Consider the following 17,321-nt stretch of genomic DNA (forward strand, 5'->3'; position numbering starts at 1 on the left):
ATGTGGGGATGCGATGATCGAGACGGGCAACACCGGCCGGACCTGGCTGCTCACCGGGGCGAGCAGCAGCTACGCACTGCGACTGACCGAGCAGGACGAGCTGGTCCATCTGCACTGGGGGCCGAGGATCTCCCTCGCGGCGGCCGAGGCACTGGCCGCGGCGCCGGAGCTGCCCTTCAGGGCCTTCGAGTCCCACCTCGACGGCCGTGAGGAATATCCGGTGGAGGGCGGCCCCAGGTTCGTCCGCCCGGCACTCTCGGTACGCACCCCGCAGGTGCGCGGCACCGAGTGGGCCTTCGCCACTGCCGCGGTGGACGGGGACGAACTGCGGATCGGCTTCACCGACTCCGTGCACCGGCTCGCCCTCACCCTGCACTACCGGATGCGGGACGACTCCGATGTAGTGGAGCGCTGGACCACCGTCGCCCATGCCGGGCCGGACGGACCGCCGCTGGAACTGCTGCGCGCCGACGCGGCCGCCTGGTCGCTGCCCGCCCGCGACGGCTGGCGGCTGAGTCGGCTGCACGGACGCTGGGCGGCGGAGTCGCGGCTGGAACGGGCGGAGCTGATCCACGGCGAGAGCGTCATCTCCAGCCGGCGCGGCCACACCGGCCACCAGTACCTGCCGTGGGTCGCGCTGGACACCGACGGCGCGGCGACCGAGGACAGCGGTGAGGTGTACGGCTGCGCGCTCGGCTGGTCCGGGTCGTGGCGGATCTCCGTGCAGCGGCTGCCCGACGGGCTCGTACAGATCACCGGCGGCGCCGGCTACGACGACTCCGGGCTGCTGCGGCTCGCACCGGGGGAGTCGTACACCACGCCCGTATTCGCCGGTCTGTGGAGCGGGCAGGGGTTCGGCGGGGCCAGCCGCGCCTGGCATGCCTGGCAGCTGGCCCATGTGATCCCGGACGCGGAGAACCTGCGGCCGGTGCTCTACAACTCCTGGGAGGCGACGGGCTTCGACGTCTCGATGGACCAGCAGCGCGCTCTCGCCGAGCGCGCCGCAGCGATGGGCGTCGAGCTGTTCGTGGTGGACGACGCGTGGTTCGGACAGCGGACCAGTGACCGGGCCGGGCTCGGCGACTGGACGCCGAATCCGGACCGCTTCCCCGGCGGGCTGAAGCCGCTCGCCGACGAAGTGCACGGGCTCGGCATGCAGTTCGGTATCTGGGTCGAACCGGAAATGGTCAACGCCGACAGTGACCTCTATCGCGCGCACCCCGACTGGGTGCAGCACTTCCCCGGCCGGGCGCGGACGGAGTACCGCAACCAGCTGGTGCTCAATCTGGCCCGCCCCGATGTGCAGGCATATCTCTGGGAGCAGCTGGACACGCTGCTCTCCGGCACGCCCGTCGACTATGTGAAATGGGATTTCAACCGCTGCTTCACCGATGCGGGCTGGCCGGGCGAGGAGTACCCGCAGAAGCTCTGGATCGAGCACGTGAACGGCCTGTACGCGCTGATCGACCGGCTCAGGGCCGCGCATCCCACGGTCGCGTTCGAGTCCTGCTCGGGCGGCGGCGGCCGGGTCGACCTGGGGATTCTGTCCCGCACGGACCAGGTGTGGACCTCCGACAACACCGACCCGCTCGACCGTCTCGCCATCCAGGAGGGCTTCGGGCACATCCACCCGGCCCGGGTGATGGCCGCCTGGGTCACCGACAGCCCGAACCACCAGCTCAACGGCAGGGTCAGCTCGCTGCGCTTCCGCTTCGTGAGTGCCATGGCCGGTGTGCTCGGGGTCGGCGGGGACCTCACCGAATGGAGCGAGGAGGAGTTGGCCGAGGCGCGGACCTGGGTGGAGCTCTACAAGGAGATCCGGCCGGTCGTGCAGCACGGCGCGCTGTACCGGCTGCGCGAGCCGCGGGGCGGACTCGGTGCGGTCCAGTACGTCCATGGGGCGGAGACCGTGGTCCTGATGTGGCTGGAGGCGCAGCGATACGGGGAGCGGCCCCCCGCCCTGCGGCTGCGCGGGCTCGATCCCGAAGCGACGTACACCTGCCTGGACACGGGGGCCGTGCACCACGGTTCGGCACTCCTGCACCAGGGGCTGCACAGCGGACTTCGGGGCGATCTCGACGCGCGGGTGCTGAGGCTCCGGCGGGGGTGACAGACAGGACATGTCCGTAATGCGGGCTTTGTGTGAATATGACCCGCTTATACGGGAGATGATCGCCGCCTCGTGAGCGGGATCATATCCGTGACGGTGTGTGGTGACGGGCGAGTTGGGCATTCCGTGCGCGGCGCGGAAAGCCAAGATCCTTAATCCACGGAGTGTGACCGGAATTCCGCGCCGATTTCCCGGCGCGGAATCCTGCATGGAACCTGTGGCTTGTTCTCGTCGTCCCGACTCGCTTACGGTCACCGTCAATCCGGACGGACCGCCTAATCCTGCCGCCGCCCGGAATTCACATCCACTCATCGCGTGGCAGGAGCGGGGGAACCAGGTAAGCCGCCGACCGGAGAAATCCGGCCGGCTCGGGGTGAAGTCGCGCTCAGCGCGGCCGGGCATCTCCAGCCCGAACCCGACAGCTCACCTCGCAGGCGCCGGAGAGGAAATACGCCATGCCCATATCGGGTAAGCACCGCCGTCCGAAGTTCGGCCCCATAGCCCGTGGCGTCGCCGCGGCAGGCGCCGGTGGCGCCGTCCTCGCGCTGCCGCTGCTCGGTGCCACGGGTGCCCACGCCGCGGAGCAGGCCGCCCCGGCCGCCGCGCCGCAGTCGGCCGCCGCCACGCACGCCGAGCCGGTCGCGCAGAAGCAGGCCGCCACCACGACGTACTCCGTCGTCTCCGGCGACTACCTGTCGAAGATCGCCGCCGAGCACAAGATCAAGGGCGGCTGGGAGAAGCTGTACCAGGACAACCGCAAGGTCGTCGGCGAGAACCCTGGCCTGATCTTCCCGGGCATGAAGCTGACCATCGGCGCCAAGGCGACCGGCGACGCCGCGCCCACCGGCGCCGGCGCCGGCTCGGCCCTCCCGTCGAAGGTGCCCTCGGCTCTCTCGAAGGCCGCGGAGAAGTCCGCCCCGGCGAAGTCCGTGACCGCCGTCCCGCAGTCCAAGGCCCCGGCCTCCGCCCCGGCCGCCCAGAGCAGCGGCTCCGGCTACGTCCACCCGGTTCCCGGCAACCACACCACCAACTACCGCGCCTCCGGCTCCAACTGGTCCAGCGGCAGCCACACCGGGATCGACTTCCCCGTCTCCACCGGCACCAGCGTGAAGGCCATCACCTCCGGCACCGTCGTCGCCGCCGGCTGGGGTGGCGCGTACGGCAACCAGGTCGTCATCAAGCACACCGACGGCCACTACTCGCAGTACGGCCACCTGTCCTCCCTCTCCGTTTCGGTGGGCCGGGCCGTGAGCGCCGGTCAGCAGGTCGGCCTCTCCGGCGCCACCGGCAACGCCACCGGCCCGCACCTGCACTTCGAGGTCCGCACGGGCCCGGCGTACGGCTCGGACATCGACCCGATCGCCTTCCTGGCCTCGCACGGCATCTACGTCTGAGCGGAACGGCCGGGCAGCTGAGCAACAAAGCATGACCTGAGCAACACGGAAGGGGCGGTGCGCGGCGGCGCACCGCCCCTTCCGCTTATTCCCCCTTTACCAAAACCTGACCGGGTGGTCTATCTCACCACCCGTCAACCCCATATTACGGTCGCGTAGGTCACATTCAGCGGTGCAGGATAAGCGTTCGTGGCAGACGATTCGAGAAAAAACCAACGTGGCGTCATCAACCGACAGGGCGTCATCGGGTCGTACGCGGCGATTGGCGACAGCTTCACCGAGGGAGTCGGCGACCCCGGCCCGGACGGGACCTTCGTCGGCTGGGCGGACCGATTCGCGGTACTCCTCGCGGACCAGCTCCCGGACCCCGATGCGGGCACCGAAGGTTCCGCGCACGGGAATTTCAGGTACGCCAATCTCGCCGTACGCGGACGCCTCCTCGACCAGATCGTCGAGGAGCAGGTACCGCGCGCCAAGGAGCTCGCACCCGACCTGGTGAGCTTCTGCGCGGGCGGCAACGACATCATCCGGCCGGGCACCGACCCCGACGACGTGGCCGAGCGCTTCGAGCGCGCGGTCGCGGAGCTGACCGAAGCGGTCGGCACGGTCATGGTCACCACCGGCTTCGACACCCGTGGCGTTCCCGTGCTGCGCCATCTGCGCGGCAAGATCGCCACGTACACCGCCCATGTACGGGCCATCGCCGACCGCTACGACTGCCCGGTCCTCGACCTGTGGTCGCTGCGGTCGGTCCAGGACAGGCGTGCCTGGGACGACGACCGGCTCCACCTGTCGGCCGAGGGACACACCAGGGTCGCGCTGCGCGCCGCCCAGGTCCTCGGCATCGATGTGCCGGCCGACCCCGACCAGGAATGGCCCCCGCAGGCACAGCGCGGCACCCTCGAAGTACGGCGCGACGACATCCACTGGGCGCGGGAGTACCTGGTTCCGTGGATCGGCCGGCGGCTGCGCGGCGAGTCCTCGGGCGACCACGTCGAGGCGAAGCGGCCGGACCTCCTGCCGCTCTAGACAGATGTCCGCGACCGTGTTGCCGCCGCTCGCCGGACCGGCCTGAACCTCAGACCGGTCCGGCGGGCGACGACAGCGGAGCGGCCGGTATCCGCTCCAGCACACCGCCCGCGAAGACGTCGTACAGCGGCAGCGTCTCCAGGTGCACGTAGCCGATGTGACAGTCGCAGACCGCCAGCGGACAGGCGCGCGGACCGAGGGCCCGCCGGTAGCTCCCGTCGTAGAGATTGCCGAGCTCCGCCGGTACGAAATGGCAGCGCCGCACGGTGCCGTCACCGTCCACCGAGATGACCGACTCGCCGGTCCGGCAGGGCAGCCCGGCCGACCGGTGCGGATGCCGGCTGTACGGGAAGAGCGGGTCGACGGCGGTCCAGCGGTCCGCCTCCTCGTCCGTGTAGGTGTGGCCCTCCGCCGCGTTCACCCAGAGATAGACCTCGTCCGGCAGCGCCGCGCGCAGCCGCCGCGCCTCGTCGAGGTGGTCGTCGAGCCCGACGACACCGACACTGTGCCGGATGCCGAGCGCGGTCAGCTCCCGGCACTTGGTGAGGAACCGCTCGTACGGTGTCTGCCCCGGGTGGTACGTGCACCACAGGGCGATCTTCTCGCGGCCCGCCTCACCGGCCTCGGCCAGCCATCCCGTGCGGCTGCTGATGTTGGTCTGGATCGCGACCCGGCGGATGTGCGGCAGCCGCGCCAGCTCGACCAGGGCGCGGCGGTACCAGGAGCGGACCAGCCCCTCGCCCCACGGCGTGAACAGGATCGAGAGCCGGTCACCGGTCTGCGCAGCGGCCCACGCCGTGAACCGCTCCAGCGCGGCACGGTCGGCACGCAGCTGCTCCGGGCTGTCGCGCCGCTTGGCGAACGGGCAGTACGGACAGTCGTAGTCGCACGACGCGAGCGGGCCGCGGTAGAGGATCGTCAGGTCCATGGGCGCGCTCACTTCAGCTCGTACGCGGCCATCGCGGCCCGTACATCGGGGGAGAAGAGCTCCGGGCCCAGGGCGTCGGAGTGGGCCAGGCCCTCGGGGGACAGCCGCAGCAGTCCGGACGCCCCGGCCGACGCGTCGAGCCAGCCGCGTGCCTCGAACCGGGCCAGCTCCAGGCGGAAGTCGTCGGCCGGCGAGGTACCGAACCGCTCCCGGTAGTCGGCCAGCCGCAGTCCCTCGGCCTGGAGGACCGACTGGAGGAGGTGGCGCCGGCGGGCCTCGTCGCCGTCGACGTACCGTCCGACCTCCGCGCGGGAGAAGTCCTCGGTGGCGGCGTAGCCGTCGATGATCGCCCGCACCTCCCGCATCTCCACCGCGTAGTCGAAGGAGTAGTGCAGCTCCGTGGTGTACGAGCGGGCGCCGCACCCCAGGCCGATCATGCCGTCGGTCTGGCAGGCGTAGTCGTCGGGGCCGTCCGTCCGCGGGGCGTCGGCGCGGCGGAACATCCGCATCGAGACCTGCTCGTAGCCGTGGGCCAGGAGATGGTCCCGGCCCGCGCGGTACAGCCGCAGCCGCTGCTCGTCCCAGGCCGCGTCCGCCGACGCCCCGCCGTCCGCGTCGAGCCGTCCCAGACCGGTCAGCGGGCGCACGTACAACGGATAGAGATACAGCTCCTCCGGCTGCCAGCCGAGCGCCGCGTCCAGCGAAGCGCGCCAGCTGTCCTCGGTCTGCCCGTCGATGCCGTAGATCAGGTCGATGTTGAGGACCGGGATGCGGGCATCGCGTATCCGGTCCAGCGCCGCCTCCACATCGGCCCGCCGCTGCGGGCGCACGGCGGCACGCGCCTCCGATTCGACGAAGCTCTGCACCCCGATGCTGATCCTGGTCGCCCCGCGGTCGGCGAGGACGGCCAGCCGGTCGGCGGTCGCGGTCGACGGCGAGGTCTCGACCGACAGCGGAACGGACCGCAGATCGGCGCCCATCCGCTTCTCCGCGATGTCGCAGAGCCGCTCCAGCTCCGCCGCGGTCAGGAACGTGGGCGTACCCCCGCCGAACGCGGCCGCGGCGAAACGCACCGGACCGTCGTCGCCCAGCGCCTCCCGGACCGCGGTGGCCTGCCGGTCCAGCGCGTCGAGATACCGGGTCGTCAGCTCGTCCGGAGCGCCGATCCGGGTGAAGAGATTGCAGAAGCCGCAGCGGACCTCGCAGAACGGTATGTGGAGATAGAGCGAGAGCGCGTCCTTGCGCTCGGCCGCCCACAGCTCGCGCAGCCCCAGCCGGTCGGCGAGCGGCCGGTAGGCGGTCTTGTGCGGGTAGGCGTAGACATAGCTCTGGTACGGCCGGGTGGCCGGCGCGACGGTCGTGGTGCGGCTCATGGTGCGGTGGCCCCCGGTTCCAGGAAGAAGTGCACGTACGGAACGGTCCAGACGGACTCGTGACCGAGCCGGTGACCGGTGTAGCCGTCGTCCCCGTACGCCGTGCCGTGGTCCGAGCAGACGATGGCGAAACAGCGACGGCGGCTGCTCGCGGCGGCGAAGAGCCTGCCGATATGGGCGTCGACGTACTCCAGGGCCGCGGCATGGGTGGCGCGGGAGTCGCCCGCCTCACGGGTGGCTCCCGGCAGGTGGAACCAGTTGGGCTGGTGCAGGGCGGACACATTGACGAAGAGGAACAGCCGCTGCTCCGCGGGGAGTCCGGCGACGACCTCCTCGGCACGGGCCACCTGTGCCTCGAAGGAGGTGGGCGACGCCACGCCGAACTCCGGCTCCCAGTGGCTTTCCTGGAACATGCCGGGCAGTACGGAACCGAGCGGCGCCTGCTTGTTGAAGAAGCCGACACCGCCGATGCACACCGTGCGGTAGCCCACGCCGACGAGGCCGGAGAGCAGATCCGGTGTGTCGAAGACAAAGGTGCCGGAGGCGGTGGACTCGCTGCCGGCGAAACGTGCCGCGAACAGCCGGGGGTGCGGCCCCGGGCCCGCCGGTGTCGGCAGGAATCCTGCGAAGATCGCCTGGTGGGAGGCGTAGGTGAAGCTTCCCGGCGCATGCCGCTTCTCCCAGACACCGCCCGGCAGATGGCGCGCCAGATGCGGAATGCGGCCCGCTGCGGCGAGCTCCACCGCCACGTCGTGGCGCAGCGTGTCGAGGGTGACGAGGAGCAGATCGTGGCTGCCCACGATCTCGCTCATGTCCGGGTTCCGGGCGTCCTCGGGGGTCCGCGCGGTGTCAGGCGGTGGCGGTTGCACGGTGGTTCCTTGCTCTGTTCATTACGGCGGCGACCTGCGCCGCATACGTGTCCAGGTCCTCGGCGCCGCTGCCCGGAAGACCGGTCAGCCGCGGCAGGAGATCGCCGAAGGCGTTGACCTCGCCGACGGCGAAGCGCCGCCAGCCGGTCGAGGGCAGCAGATCGACGCCCACACACAGGGTGCCCGGGAAGCACTCCGCGGCCCGTTCGCACACGGCCAGGGCATCGCTCCAGCTGCCGCCCGCCGCCTCGACGGCGTCACGGACCTCGTCGAGATCCCCGCGCTCGCCGCCGAGGTGGAGGTTGGTCATGGGGGAGCGGCTGGTGCGCACGACGGCGTGGGTGGCCCGGCCCGCCACCACCACGACCCGCAGATCCGTCGTCCGGCCGCGCCGGGTGGCCTTGGGCAGCCAGCGCTCGATGTGCAGCCCGTCCGGTGCGAGCGCGTCGACGATCGCCGCGATCTCCCGCTCCGTCGTGACGCGGCGCACCCGCAGGGAGTTGAAGAGCCGGCCCGACGCGTCGCGCTCCACCGACGTGGTGGCCCTCACCCGGCCGGGCCCGGCCGTCTCCACGGCCAGGACCCCCGAGGCGGACGAGCCGTGCGCGAGCTTCACGAAGACCCTGGGCAGGCCGCGGTCGGCCATCCGCGCCCGTACGTCCGCCCAGTCCCGCACCACGGGCGCCGCGGCTCCCGAGGTCGGCGAGGCCGGGACCGGCACCCCGGCGCCGTCCAGCACGGCATGGCAGAGCCGCTTGTCGAACAACACCGCCACATCGCCGGGATCGTCGAGCAGCACGGCACCGGCAGCGGCCGCCGCGCGCGCCACCTCCCGCACGGCCGCGGTGAAACGGGCGTACCAGAGGGCGGTCCCCTCGACCCGGGTCGGATCCCCGACCGCGCGGAGCAGCCGCTCCACCTCGGCGTCCTCACCGGGGGAGTCCATCCGGACGGTCTCGCCGGGCAGGAATCCGGCTTCGCCGCGCAGGACGTCGAGCCAGGACACGACACGCGCCGCCGGCAGCCCGGCTCCGCGCACGGCGTCCTGGAAGAGCGTGACCCGGCGGTTGCCGGGCACACCCACGACGGCGAAGCGCGGCGCCGGGCCGGGCGTACTACTCGCCGACGGCGACATAGCGGTCGATGTCCTCTTCCGGATCCCAGTACTCGACCTCGTCGATCTCGACGTTCACCCGGTCCGGACCGAGGAGGTCCCTCAGGCGGTCCACCAACGGGTCGCTCATGTAGTGGTGGTGCAGGTCCAGCGAGGTCAGGTGGGTGAGCGGCTGGCCCGAGAGCAGCGCTTCGGCCCCTTCGTCACCCAGGGTCCCCATCGAGAGGGAGAGCGTCTCCAGCTGGGCGACGACCGGGGCGGAGGCCACGGCGGCCGCGATCTCGTCCTGGATCTCGCTGTTCCGCAGCCCCAGATGGCGCAAGGCGGGGAACGTCGCACCGGACAGCAGCGGAGCGAGGTCCTCGACCCCGGTGTCACCGCCGTACTCGGTGACGCCCAGCCAGAGGTCGAGGCGCTCCAGCGCGGGCAGTTCGGAGGCGCCGATCGCCCGCACGAGCCCGGACGGAAGCCCGCCGGACTCGAACCGCAGCGACTTGAGAGACTTGTGCCGCACCGGCCGCAGACCGAGCGAAGACCCGTCGGAGGCCTGCTCGCCGCAGCCGCGAACCGTCAGCTCCTCCAACTGCCCGAACGCCTCGACCACCGGCGTCACGTCGCACATCTCCAGCCACGACACCTCGCACTCCTCGCTGACGACGTCGGCGAGGAAGAGCGCCCGCAGGGCCGGGAAACGGTCCGCACGACCGACCAGCAGATCGACGACCGGGGCGAAGGACTCGTACTCCTCCTGCCACCAGGGGCCGATCACCAGGGCCCGCACCCGCGTCGTGTCGACCGTGTCGACGAAGTGCTGCCACAGCGGGCCGAACGTCAGATCGCCCTGCCAGGCGCTCTCCAGCCGCCACGCGACCGAACCGGCCTCCGGGAGCGGGCTGCCGGGGGTCCGGTCGGGTCCGGGAAGGGTGTGGACGGGCAGACCGTGAAAGGTCTCGGGGTGTTCGATGTCAGTCATCGCGCGTCACTCCGAGACCGAGGTGTAGCGGCCTTCGACGCCGCGGTCGCCCCAGGGCTTCTCGCGCTCCGACACATCGACCCGGACGCCGTGCGGCTCCAGCGCCTCCTTGATCCGGCGTTCCATCGGCTCGGTCATGAAGTGGTGGTGCAGATCGAGCTTTTCGAGATGGGTCAGCGGCTGACCGTCCAGCAGCGCCGCCGCGCCCTCGTCGCCCATGGTGCCGTTCGACAGGTCGAGGACACGCAACTGCGCGACGACCGGGGCACTCGCGACCGCCGTCGCGATCTCGTTCTGCAACTCGCTGTTGCGCAGACCGAGATGGGTGAGCCGGGGGAAGCGGGTGCCGGAGAGCAGCGGGGCCAGGTCGGCCACATCGGCGTCTCCCCCGTACGCGGAGACACCGAGCCAGAGGTCGAGCCGCTCCAGCGCGGGCAGCTCGCTGTCCAGGATGCCCCGGATCACACCGACCGGCAGACCGCCGGTCTCGATGGTCAGCGAACGCAGCCGCTCGTGCTTCGTGGGAGAGAAGACCAGGTCCGTGCCGCCGCGCACACCCAGTTCCAGCAGACCGGGGAAGGCCTTCAGCAGCGCCGTGACATCCGACTGCTCGATCCAGGAGATCTCGTTCTCCTCCATGGTCATGTCGCCGACGAAGACGGCCTCCAGCGAGGTCAGCCGGTCGGCGGCGGCGATGATCAGATCGATCGGGTAGGACGATTTCTCCTCGTACGACTCGCCCCACTGACCGACGATCAGGGCCCGCACGCCGGCCGGGTCGACCGCCTTCAGGAACGCCTGAAAGGCCTCCTCCCAGGTCATCTCGGACTCGTCGTCGTACGGATCGACCGATATGCGCCAGGCTGCCGCATCGGCGGCCTGCACGGGCGCCTCACCCGTCGCGTGCTGGAAGTCGACAGTGGGAAGGCCGAGCAACTCGTGCAGATGGTCCACACCGGACATGACCGTGAGCTCCTGGTACTGAGGGAACGGCTGATGCCCAAGGTTTATCAAGCCGCACTGACAACGGCGCGACCGGGACCGCCGCGACGGTCCGCCGGTCCCGGTCGGCCGCCGGTCGATTGTCAGACCCTCCCCGTAGCGTTTTCTCCGTGGCCGGCACAGCGGGTGCGGCCATCGAGGGGAGACGTCTGTGTACCGGCAGGGCGATGTACTGATCGTGTCGTTGGACGAGTCGGCGGTGCCCGCGCATCTCGTGGACGCGCCGGGTGAGCCGAGGGACGGCCGGGGCCGCATGGTCCTCGCGCTGGGCGAGGTCACCGGCCATGCCCACGCCGTCCAGGGGCCGGGCCGGCTGATGCGCGAGGCGGGGGCGTTCGGGCCGATGCTGCTCCATCTTCCCGAGGGCGGGCGAGTGGTGCACGAGGAGCACGCGGCGATACCGCTGTCGAAGGGCTGGTACCGCGTGGTGCGCCAGCGGGAGTACACACCGGGAGCGGTCCGCATCGTCGCGGACTGACAGCGGCCCGGGACGGACCCGGAGGTCCCGTGGCGCACGACGCACAGCGCGCCACGAACAACACGGAACACGGATCGCAGAACACAGATCGCAGAACACAGGGGATGGGGAAACACCGATGCAGTACGTGGACTCATGGCGGGCCGTGGCAGCGGCGACCGGCGCGGCCGACCGGTCCGCGGCCGAGGACGGGCTGCGGCTCGCCTACCGCAGCGCAGGACTCGCCGAGCCGGAGCGGATCGTCTGGGTCGACTCGCCCAGGGCCGCGGTGGAGGCCGTCGAGAAGCTCGTCGACGCCGGACGCTCGGTGCGCGACGAAGTACGGACCAGGCCCTGGGCGCAGGAGCGGCGCCGGATGTACGACGAACTGGGCCCGGCGGGCTGGTCCGCACTGTGGTCCGCCACGGGCGCACAGCTCTGGGAGACCACCGCGGCACTCGCCGATCGGATCAGGGCCGGTGTCGTCGCCGATCTCTCGGAGCGTCCCGAGGACGAGTCCGACGTCCGGCTGGTGCTGCTCGACGCGGTCCTGGGCCAGCACGACGCGGCCTGGCTCGTCGCCTTCGATGGCCGGGGCGACCGGCTCGACGGTCTGGCTGAGGTGGCCAGGCACGCGGGCTGGTGGTGGCCCTACGAGCGCGTCGTCGTGATCAGCGAGCGGCCGGAGACGCTGCACCGGGACGAGGCGGGCCGGCTCGACCGCGGGGACGGCCCGGCGCTCGCCTACCGCGACGGTTTCGCCCTCCACGCCTGGCGCGGCATGCCCGTGCCCGCCGAGTTCCTGGAGGAGCTGAACTCCCTCACTCCGAAGCGGATACGCGAGGAGGAGAACGCGGAACTGCGCCGCGTGATGCTGGAGTTCTACGGCTACGACCGATACCTCACCGAATCCGGGGCCGAGCCGGTCCACCGTGACGAGACGGGCGTGCTCTGGCGGATCGCGATGGACGGCGACGAGGACGTGGTGATGGTCGAGGTGGTCAACTCCACCCCGGAGCCGGACGGCACGCACCGTGTCTACTGGCTGCGGGTGCCGCCCGGCACCAGGACCGCGAAGGACGGTGTGGCCTGGACCTTCGGACTTCAGGGCGACGCGTACGCACCCGTGCGCCAGACCTGACCGTCGTAGGCCGGCCCGCACCACCGCCCGGACCCACCCGGCCGCACCACCGCCCGGACCCACCCGGCCGGACCGCCGGCCGGGGCGGGCGGGGTCAGGCCGTCAGTGCCTCGTGGTCGATGCCGAGTTCGCGGGCGAGCGCCTCGTCGGTCCAGGCCAGCATCGTGGCCCGGGAGAGCGGACCCGCGTACGACGTCGTCTGCACGGCCAGACCGTCCAGCAGGGCGGTCAGCCGCCAGGCCGCGGACATCGGGTCGTCGCAGTGGAACTCACCGGCGGCGGCGCCCTCTTCGATGACCTCGGCCAGTTCCGCCTTCCACTGCTGGTCGAGATCGCCGGCCACATTGCGCAGCGCCGGATCGCGCAGCGAGGCGGCCCAGGCCTCGATCCACAGCCGCCAGCCCTTGGCCTGTCCCGTCGGCGCGTACCAGCGGACGGCGGCGCGCAGCCGCCGTACGGCGCTGGTGCGGCGGCCGAGCACTTTGCGCAGCTGGGCGAGGTCGGCCTCGGCGGCATGCGCGAACGCTGCCGCGACCAGCTTCTCCTTGGTCGAGAAGTGATAGAGCACGAGCGCGTTGCTCACTCCGAGCACGGCGGCCACATCGGCGATCCGTACCGCCGCGACGCCCCGTACCTCGATCTGTTCGACGGCAGCGCGCAGCAGCTCTTCGCGTCGTTCCGCCACGCTCAACCGCACTCTTGCCACGGCGTCACCCTAGCGAATATGCCACGCGCGGGAAGACCGGGGGGCGGAGCCGTGTACGGCCCCGCCCCTGTTCAACTCAACCGGCGCCTTCGGCTCCGGCCCGCACCATCAGCACCAGATGTCGGCGCAGCCGGAGTTGTACGCGTCGATCAGCGTCTCCGTCAGCGAAGCGCCCGTGGAGTCCGTGACGGTGGACCTCAGATCGACCTTGGCGGTCCCGAGGGCCGGCACGGTGACCTTCCATCGGCAGTCGGCACCGCGCGCAGCCCCGGCCGGCTTCCAGCCGGTGCCGTCCGTGGCGTACCAGACCTTCAACGAGGCGATGGGCAGCGCCTTCCGGTCCCCCTGCGCGGTGAGACCGACCGTGTGGTCGAGCGGCTTTCGGGATCGGCCGCGTTCTCGCCGGTGAGCGGCAGCCGGTAGTCCAGGTCCAGCAGCCGGGCCGGGGCGGCCGGCTTCTCGTGCCCGGAGCGCAGACGCCACTCGCTGGTGACCCTCGTCCCGAGCATCCAGGTCACCGGATCCGGCGACGTACGGGTGGCATCGGCGGTCAGCCGGTACCAGCCCTTCTCGCGCGGCAGGTCGAACGTGGCGCGTCCCGGTGCGGCATTGCGGGCCAGAACCTTCCCGCCGTCGTCCGCAAGGACCGTGATCCCGCTGTCCGCGCCCGGCGCCGTCTCGGCGCGGTGCCCGGCCGCGTCGGAGAACACCGGCAGGGCCACCTTCAGCTTGTCGCCGTCCCTCACGACCTGGGCGGTACCGGCCGTTCGGCCGAGTGCCGGGTTGAAGGGGGCGGACATCCAGTCGGCCCCGGCCGGGACCCGGCCGTCGACCGAGTGGTGCAGATAGTAGGCGTCCGCCCCGGTGCCGACCCCGTTCAGAGTCAGCGTCAGCGGCCCCTGGGCCAGCCGGTCCCGCAGCACGGGCGCACCGGCCGGGTCCAGCCGGAGCACCGGAGTGGGCCGGTAGACGGAGAGCCCGTAGCCGACGTACATGATGGCGGCCGTACCGGCGTCGGTCAGTTCCTGGTAGAGCTCGTTGTTGAACGAGGTGTCGCTGGTCGCCGGTGTCCACAGCACGATCCTGCCCTTGAGGTCCATCGCCGCCGGGTCGGTGTCCGCCCCGGTCCCGATGTCGACGACCTCGCCGGTCGCCGTGCCCAGCCAGCTGTAGATGCTGTACTGCGACAGCAGCAGCTTCAGTGCCTGCGGGGAGGAGCCCGGCTCGTGCGCGTCGACCTCGCGCCGCTGCCAGCTCAGCCCGCCGAAGAAGGTGAGCCCGTCCAGCGTCCCACCGGTGGTGGGCACGGCCTCGACGCGGTACTGACCGGCGGAACTCGGCGCGACGAGTCCGCTGTCCGCGGTGCCCGAGCCGGTGTCGATCCGCGAGACGATTCCGGACTGGCGGGTAGCTGCCATGGCAGCTACCCGCCGCACCGGCCGCGGGAACCAGGGCGGAAGCGTCGGCCGACAGCCCGGGTCAGCGATTCGCGGGGCGTTCCACCTCGCACCGGTCCTTGAAGCCCTGACTGGTCAGACCGAGTGCGGAATTCGTCCGGGAGCGCATGTTCTCCACCGCGACCATCGTCGTGAGCTCGACGAACGCCGCCTCGCCGAGCGCGGCCCGCAGCCGCTGCGCCAGCTCGTCCCCGACCTCCGGCGGGGTCAGGCTCATCCCCTCCGCGTACTCCATGACGTCACGCTCCAGCGGGGTGTACACCTCGCTCTCCCGCCACACCGGCACCTCGCGCAGCTTGCGCGGGTCGATGCCGTGGCGGTGGTTCTCCCAGTAGCCGAAGTCCATGCACCAGCTGCAGCCGATGGTGGCCGCGGACGTCATCACGGCCAGCGCCTTGAGCTGCGCGTCCAGCTTCTTCCAGCGGCCCACCGACAGCTCGAAGCGGGCTCCGGCCCACAGCACCCCGGTGTGGTGGGCGGCGGCCCGCAGCGGATCGATGACCTTGCCGTACGTACGGTTCGAGTACCACGACACGGCACGGAAGAGGAGGGTACGGGGCGGGTCGAGCGGGATTCGGGCGGTCATGGCCGGTCTCCTTCGGTACGGCTCCGGTGCCGTCCGGTGGCGTCGTCGTACGCCGCCGGAGGGCTGCTTGCACCGGTGGGACGGACGAGGGGCCCTCGGATGTGACATGGCTGTGCGGCCGGATGCGGAATCCTGCGGCGGACAGGGACGTTGGATCCGGCATGACGGGATTCGACACACAGCAGGAAGCGCTGCTCGGGCTGCTCGCCGAGGAGAACGGTGGCGTGCTGGTGACACTCAGGCGGGACGGCAGGCCCCAGCTGTCCAACGTCAATCACTTCTACTACCCCCAGGAGCGCATCGTCCGCGTCTCGATCACCGAGGACCGGGCGAAGACGAAGAACCTCCGCCGCGACCCCCGGGCGAGCTACCACGTCACCAGCGCGGACCGCTGGGCGTGGACGGTCGTGGATGCCACCGCCGAGCTGTCCCCGGTCGCCGCCGATCCGCACGACGCGACGGTGGAGGAGCTCATCACGCTCTACCGCGACGTCCAGGGCGAACACCCCGACTGGGACGACTACCGCAGTGCGATGGTCCGGGACCGGCGCGTCGTGCTGCGGCTGCGCATCGAGCACGTGTACGGGCAGCCGCGTGGTTGACGCGGCCCGGTCCGGCTGCCGGTCCCGCGGACCTTCCGCTCTCGCTCTGTCGTACCCCCCGCCCATAATGAGACGACACCGACTCCCCCCAGGAGATGATGTGACCGGCGCCGACCCCTTGCCTCCGCTCCGCACCCGGCTGCGTTCGCTGCGCCCCGCCGCATTCGGCGCGGATCCGGGCGGTGCCCGCATGGAGCGCATCCGCCGCTCGCCCAACTTCGCCGACGGCGTCTTCCAGAACCCGGTGGGGGCACGGACCAGGCCGTCCGGATCCGCCCTGGAGTTCGCGAAGGTCTACTTCCGCAAGGAGGAGCGGGCGCGCAGGGCGCCGGTCGGCACCGTGCCCGTCCACGCCACCACCTACGCCGATCTTGCCGAGACGCCCGGCACGGGGCTGCGGCTCACCTGGATGGGCCATTCCAGTGTGCTCGCCGAGATCGACGGCCGGCGGGTGCTCTTCGACCCGGTGTGGGGAGAGCGCTGTTCCCCCTTCGCCTTCGCCGGGCCCAAGCGGCTGCACCCCGTGCCGCTGCCGCTCGCCGCGCTCGGGCCCGTGGACGCGGTGGTGATCTCGCACGACCACTACGACCACCTCGATCTGCCGACGATCCGGGCCCTCGCGGGCACGGACACGGTGTTCGCCGTCCCGCTGGGTGTCGGCGCGCACCTGGAGCGGTGGGGTGTGTCCGCCGACCGGATGCGCGAACTGGACTGGAACGAGACCACGAAGATCGCCGGGATCGGTCTGACCGCCACCCCGGCGCGGCATTTCTGCGGCCGAGGCCTGCGCAACCAGCAGCACACGCTCTGGGCGTCCTGGGTCGTCGCCGGACCCGAGCACCGGATCTACCACAGCGGTGACACCGGCTATTTCCCCGGCTTCGGGGACATCGGCGCCGAACACGGTCCGTTCGACGCGACGATGATCCAGATCGGTGCCTATTCCGAGCACTGGCCCGACATCCACATGACACCGGCCGAGGGAATGCGGGCCCATCTGGATCTCCAGGGCGGCAAGCCGCTCGGGGCGATGCTGCCGATCCACTGGGCCACCTTCAACCTCGCCCCGCACCCGTGGGCCGAGCCGGGCGAGGGCACCCTCGCCGCGGCACAGGACGCGGGCGCCCGGATCGCCCTGCCGCGGCCCGGTGAGCCCTTCGAGCCCACGGCGCAGACCGTTCCCTCCGAGCCCTGGTGGCGGGCGGTGGCCCCGCAGCCGCTGGAGCGCCGCCCCGCGGGTGCCGCCCGGATCACGGACCTGTCGGCCGATCCGGGCCGGGGCTCCGCGGACGCGGAGGCGGAGGCCGGCCACGCCGAGGTGGCGCCGACCGCGTAGCGGCGTACGGATCACCCGGGGAACCTTCAGACGGCTCGGCCCGTCCGGCACGACCGGACGGGCCGAGCCGTCTCGTGTGCTCACGGGTTCACTTCGATCGGCCATTCGGGTGTCGGCCGACCAGGTGTCAATGTGGAGTAATCGGTCGACTGTGCGAGAGCTCATACCAGAGCGGGACGGATGGCGGGCAAGTTCGACAACTGCCCGCCGCTCTCGCGTGATTGACGACTACCGTGTGTTGCCG

General features: G+C 71.3%; 17 protein-coding genes and 1 riboswitch. Of the genes, 7 read left to right on the plus strand and 10 right to left on the minus strand.

The features are described from left to right. Positions 1 to 13 precede the first annotated feature (13 nt). The 3 genes from OG611_RS35550 (at position 14) to OG611_RS35560 (ending at position 4,533) form a co-directional block, all read left to right on the plus strand. Positions 14 to 2,110: an alpha-galactosidase gene (locus tag OG611_RS35550; protein ID WP_266429796.1), complete on the plus strand. Its 2,097-nt coding sequence runs from the start codon at positions 14 to 16 to the stop codon at positions 2,108 to 2,110. Between the two features lie 295 nt (positions 2,111 to 2,405). Further along, a riboswitch (cyclic di-AMP (ydaO/yuaA leader) is annotated at positions 2,406 to 2,562 on the plus strand. Positions 2,563 to 2,565: 3 nt separating this feature from the next. Beyond that, positions 2,566 to 3,504, plus strand: coding sequence for a LysM peptidoglycan-binding domain-containing M23 family metallopeptidase (locus OG611_RS35555; protein WP_266429798.1), 939 nt, complete (start codon positions 2,566 to 2,568; stop codon positions 3,502 to 3,504). Between the two features lie 189 nt (positions 3,505 to 3,693). Continuing rightward, complete coding sequence (locus OG611_RS35560; protein ID WP_266429800.1) at positions 3,694 to 4,533, plus strand: SGNH/GDSL hydrolase family protein; 840 nt, start codon at positions 3,694 to 3,696, stop codon at positions 4,531 to 4,533. Positions 4,534 to 4,582: 49 nt separating this feature from the next. Here the strand turns inward: OG611_RS35560 and OG611_RS35565 are convergent, their stop codons facing one another. From OG611_RS35565 to OG611_RS35590, 6 genes are read right to left on the minus strand one after another with little or no spacing between them, the layout of a single operon-like run. Continuing rightward, positions 4,583 to 5,461 carry an STM4011 family radical SAM protein gene (locus tag OG611_RS35565; RefSeq protein ID WP_266429802.1) on the minus strand — a complete coding sequence of 293 codons (879 nt, stop codon included), beginning with the start codon at positions 5,459 to 5,461 and terminating at the stop codon, positions 4,583 to 4,585. A gap of 8 nt (positions 5,462 to 5,469) precedes the next feature. Next, positions 5,470 to 6,834 carry an STM4012 family radical SAM protein gene (locus tag OG611_RS35570; RefSeq protein WP_266429805.1) on the minus strand — a complete coding sequence of 455 codons (1,365 nt, stop codon included), beginning with the start codon at positions 6,832 to 6,834 and terminating at the stop codon, positions 5,470 to 5,472. Then, positions 6,831 to 7,646: an STM4013/SEN3800 family hydrolase gene (locus tag OG611_RS35575; protein WP_266431398.1), complete on the minus strand. Its 816-nt coding sequence runs from the start codon at positions 7,644 to 7,646 to the stop codon at positions 6,831 to 6,833. Before OG611_RS35575 ends, OG611_RS35570 begins: the two co-directional genes overlap by 4 nt. A 37-nt stretch (positions 7,647 to 7,683) precedes the next feature. Further along, positions 7,684 to 8,838 carry an STM4014 family protein gene (locus OG611_RS35580; protein WP_266429808.1) on the minus strand — a complete coding sequence of 385 codons (1,155 nt, stop codon included), beginning with the start codon at positions 8,836 to 8,838 and terminating at the stop codon, positions 7,684 to 7,686. Further along, a complete protein-coding gene (locus OG611_RS35585; protein WP_266429811.1) occupies positions 8,819 to 9,790 on the minus strand; it encodes an STM4015 family protein in 972 nt (323 codons plus the stop codon). The genes OG611_RS35580 and OG611_RS35585 overlap by 20 nt, the downstream gene beginning before the upstream one ends. Positions 9,791 to 9,796: 6 nt before the next feature. Continuing rightward, positions 9,797 to 10,753 carry an STM4015 family protein gene (locus OG611_RS35590; protein ID WP_266429813.1) on the minus strand — a complete coding sequence of 319 codons (957 nt, stop codon included), beginning with the start codon at positions 10,751 to 10,753 and terminating at the stop codon, positions 9,797 to 9,799. 190 nt (positions 10,754 to 10,943) lie between these two features. Here OG611_RS35590 and OG611_RS35595 point away from each other — a divergent pair, with 190 nt between their 5' ends. Together OG611_RS35595 and OG611_RS35600 are read left to right on the plus strand one after the other, a co-directional pair. Then, positions 10,944 to 11,270, plus strand: a complete 327-nt coding sequence (locus OG611_RS35595; protein ID WP_266429815.1) for a hypothetical protein — start codon at positions 10,944 to 10,946, stop codon at positions 11,268 to 11,270. A gap of 118 nt (positions 11,271 to 11,388) precedes the next feature. Next, the gene (locus OG611_RS35600; RefSeq protein ID WP_266429817.1) at positions 11,389 to 12,390 is read left to right on the plus strand and encodes a DUF6745 domain-containing protein; all 1,002 of its coding nucleotides are present in this window, start codon (positions 11,389 to 11,391) and stop codon (positions 12,388 to 12,390) included. Positions 12,391 to 12,484: 94 nt separating this feature from the next. Here OG611_RS35600 and OG611_RS35605 read toward each other — a convergent pair whose 3' ends face one another. The 4 genes from OG611_RS35605 to OG611_RS35620 form a co-directional block, all read right to left on the minus strand. Beyond that, positions 12,485 to 13,096, minus strand: coding sequence for a TetR/AcrR family transcriptional regulator (locus OG611_RS35605; protein WP_266429819.1), 612 nt, complete (start codon positions 13,094 to 13,096; stop codon positions 12,485 to 12,487). A 108-nt stretch (positions 13,097 to 13,204) separates the two neighbouring features. Next, positions 13,205 to 13,411 (minus strand): hypothetical protein, encoded by a 207-nt coding sequence (locus tag OG611_RS35610; protein ID WP_266429821.1) that lies wholly within the window; start codon positions 13,409 to 13,411, stop codon positions 13,205 to 13,207. After that, the gene (locus tag OG611_RS35615) at positions 13,408 to 14,514 is read right to left on the minus strand and encodes a hypothetical protein (RefSeq protein WP_266429823.1); all 1,107 of its coding nucleotides are present in this window, start codon (positions 14,512 to 14,514) and stop codon (positions 13,408 to 13,410) included. Before OG611_RS35615 ends, OG611_RS35610 begins: the two co-directional genes overlap by 4 nt. Positions 14,515 to 14,575: 61 nt before the next feature. Beyond that, positions 14,576 to 15,139 carry a carboxymuconolactone decarboxylase family protein gene (locus OG611_RS35620; protein WP_266429825.1) on the minus strand — a complete coding sequence of 188 codons (564 nt, stop codon included), beginning with the start codon at positions 15,137 to 15,139 and terminating at the stop codon, positions 14,576 to 14,578. 161 nt (positions 15,140 to 15,300) lie between these two features. Here OG611_RS35620 and OG611_RS35625 point away from each other — a divergent pair, with 161 nt between their 5' ends. Both OG611_RS35625 and OG611_RS35630 read left to right on the plus strand, forming a co-directional pair. Continuing rightward, positions 15,301 to 15,741, plus strand: a complete 441-nt coding sequence (locus OG611_RS35625) for a PPOX class F420-dependent oxidoreductase (protein WP_266429827.1) — start codon at positions 15,301 to 15,303, stop codon at positions 15,739 to 15,741. Between the two features lie 100 nt (positions 15,742 to 15,841). Further along, positions 15,842 to 17,077, plus strand: a complete 1,236-nt coding sequence (locus OG611_RS35630; RefSeq protein WP_266429830.1) for an MBL fold metallo-hydrolase — start codon at positions 15,842 to 15,844, stop codon at positions 17,075 to 17,077. Positions 17,078 to 17,321: the final 244 nt, after the last annotated feature.

Source organism: Streptomyces sp. NBC_01363, from assembly GCF_026340595.1.
GTDB lineage: Bacteria > Actinomycetota > Actinomycetes > Streptomycetales > Streptomycetaceae > Streptomyces.